The sequence below is a fragment of the Xanthomonas sp. SHU 199 genome, from assembly GCF_000364665.1.
GTDB lineage: Bacteria > Pseudomonadota > Gammaproteobacteria > Xanthomonadales > Xanthomonadaceae > Xanthomonas_A > Xanthomonas_A sontii.
In genome coordinates this window covers 1-2,912 of the sequence record NZ_AQOI01000684.1, presented here as the reverse complement: position 1 = coordinate 2,912, position 2,912 = coordinate 1, and the positions used below count along the sequence as shown (strand labels likewise).

Sequence of the window (2,912 nt, the reverse complement as noted above, 5' to 3'; positions counted from 1 at the left end):
GGCGGCCGCGCCCGGCCGCCGGCAACGGCATCCCGCCCTGGCGGCCTGACGTCCTATCCACGCACGATCGAGGACTTCGTATGAGGCGTTCCTTCCTGCTGTTGTTGCTGTCCGCCGGCGGCTGCCCGAGCCTGCCCGCCATCGCCGCCGAGACGGCCCCCGCGCCCGCTGCCGCAGCCGGTCAGGCCGACTGCCCGCGCGGTTCCATCGCCCTGGTCACCGGTAATGCCGATCAGGTGTCGCCCAAGACCTGCCTGGCGCCGTCGATGAAGCCGTTCGCCCTGCAGCGCGGGCAACTGTTCGCGGTCACCCTCTCCGAAAACGGGTCGACCGGCAGTGCCTGGGCCTTGCGCAGCTTGCCCGCGCCGCTGGCGCTGCTCGACATCGAGCATGCACCCGGCACGGCCTGCGCCACCGGTCGCATGGGTTGCCCCAGCACTGTCACCTACACCTTCAAGGCCACCGATCACGGCAGCGGCGCGATCGATCTCGTCTACTCGCGGCATTGGGAGGGCCGTGCCACCGACTCGCGTTCGATCCGGGTCGAGGTGAAGTAGCCGCCATCGCCCGCCGCCGGCGCCTGCAGAGCGGCGCAGCGCCGGTGTGGCACCGATCGGTTCGAGAGGGGGGGGGCGTACCGCCGCCGCCGCTCAGGGCGACGGCGGCGCTTCGCCTTCGCTGCGTACCAGCAGCACCGGGATCTCGCTGCGGCGGTGCATGTCCTTGCGCGTGGGCAGTGCGTGCAGCGCCTCGGTCACGGCGTTGAGCGCCGGATCGGCGCCGCGCAGCGGTCGCCACAGCCCGATCAGGTTGAAGTGGCGCTCGTAGCGCAGGCTCTGCGCGCTGCCCAGCCACAGCGGCACGTTGCCCGGCTGCAGGCGGGCCGGCGCCGGCCACAGGCGCAGCGCGTACAGCTCGTCCGGATTCGGGCCGGGGCGCAGCATCAGCAGCGATTCCACCCGCGTGTCCAGCGTCGCCGGCAGCACCGGCACCTGTGCCGGCGTGGCCTTGTAGTCGAGCAACTGCAGCGCCTGCTGCCAGCCGGCCTGCGGCTGCACGCGCCAGCCGGCCGCTTCGAGCTGGCGTTGCAGCGGCGCCAGCGGCCCGGCCACCTGGATGTCCAGCGGCCAGCGCTGGTCGTCGTCGAACTCGTTGCGCCGCGACGGCAGGGTGCGCCAGTCGTGCTGCCACCAGGCCGCGTCCGCCAGTTGCGTCACCTGCGGCGGCGGCGGTTCGAACTTGGCCAGCTTGCGTTCCAGCTGGCGCGGCGCGTACCACAGCGCGGCGATCGCGAAGCCGCCGTAGAACAGCCAGGCCAGCGGCTTCATCCAGAACCCGCGGTTGAAGCGGCGGCGGTAGGCGATGCCCAGCACCAGCAGCCAGAAGATGCCGAACAGCATGCCGCCGACCACGTCGCTGAGCCAGTGCGCGCCCAGGTACAGGCGGGCGAAGCCGATCAGGGTCACCACCGCGCCGGACAGCAGGTACGGCCACACCCGCGAGCGCCCGGGCAACTCGCGCGCGATCAGCACCGCGAAGAAGCCGAAGCTGATGGTGGCCATGGTCACCGCCACCGAGGGGAAGCCGAAACCGCTGCTGGCCGCCGGCGGCCGTACCACGTGCACGGTGGTGCCGAGCAGCTTGGTGAGGGCCAGGCCGAACGCCAGCGCCGCCAGCCAGTGCGCCGCGGCCATCCAGCGTCGGCGCCAGGCCAGGTAGAGCAGGCCCAGCGCGGTCGGCGGCAGCAGCACCTGCCAGTCGCCGAGCGAGGCCAGTGCGGTCATCGGATAGTCGGCCAGCGGGTTGCGCAGGGCCAGCATCAGGTCGTGCACTGCCAGGTCCAGGCGCAGCGGCTCGCCGTGCGCCACCACCACCATCAGCAGCGCGAACCAGCCCCAGCCCAGCGCCAGCAGCATCACCGCCAGCATCGCCAGCGGCACCGATTCGCGGCGCTGCGGGTCGAACACCGCGATCGAGTAGCGGCCCAGCACCGGGTGCCGGCGCGACCAGTCCAGGCCGCGCGCCAGCAGTGCGTCCATGTGTCCGGCCGACCAGCGGTAGCCGTACAGCACGATGGCCCACACCAGGCCCAGCGCCAGCGCCAGCAGGCCCAGCACCAGGAACAGGCGTCCGGCGACCGCGGCCACCGCGTCGTAGGCCTGGCCCAGCAGCCAGCCCGGTCCCAGGAACAGCAGCGACCAGGTCACCGCGGCCACGCTGCTGGGCAGCAGATAGCGGCGCAGCGGCATCTTCATCATGCCCGCCACTGCCGGCACGAACGGACGGATGGCGCCGACATAGCGCGCCACCAGGATGCTCTTGAAGGCATTGCGGCGGAACATCGCCTCGCCGCGGTCGAGCAACTGCGGATAGCGCTTGAACGGCCAGTAGTTGCGCAGCTGATGGCCCCAGCGATAGCCGACCCAGTAGCTGAGCGCATCGCCGATCAGCGCGCCGAGCGCGGCGCTGACCACCGCGTACGGGCCGGAGATCTGGCCCAGGCCGATCAGCACGCCGATCGCGAACAGCAGCGGCAGCGCCGGCACCAGGGTGCCGAGGATGATGACCGCATCGCAGAACGCGATGGCGAAGATGACCGCGCCGGCCAGGATGGGGTGTGCTGCGATCCACTCCAGCGTGGCATCGGTCCATGAGGCATTCATCGGGCAAGTATAGAGGGAGCACGATGACGGTCCGTTAGCGCCGGGGTGCCGTGTCGGGCGACCGGCCTTGCGCAACCGGGCCGCCCGGCAGACCTGGTCCGCCGTCGGGCGCGTCGTTGTCGCCGTCCCGTGCCGGGGATGGCAGCGCCGCCGCGCCGGGGCCGGTGCGTGACGCCGTCGCTTCGCAGGGCGGCGGCATCACGCAGGCGCGGCGTGCGGTGGCACCTGGCACGACGCCCAGGTGAGCAG

The 2,912-nt window shown here is 72.1% G+C and carries 2 protein-coding genes; one reads left to right on the top strand and one right to left on the bottom strand.

Translation table 11 applies throughout. The features are described from left to right. Positions 1–557 (top strand): protease inhibitor I42 family protein (locus D183_RS0119575; RefSeq protein ID WP_232757321.1); only part of this gene is annotated, 557 nt, incomplete at its 5' end. A 93-nt stretch (positions 558–650) separates the two neighbouring features. On the opposite strand, the gene D183_RS0119570 is transcribed toward D183_RS0119575, so the two are convergent. Beyond that, positions 651–2,663, bottom strand: a complete 2,013-nt coding sequence (locus D183_RS0119570) for a bifunctional DedA family/phosphatase PAP2 family protein (RefSeq protein ID WP_017910496.1) — start codon at positions 2,661–2,663, stop codon at positions 651–653. Positions 2,664–2,912 lie beyond the last annotated feature (249 nt).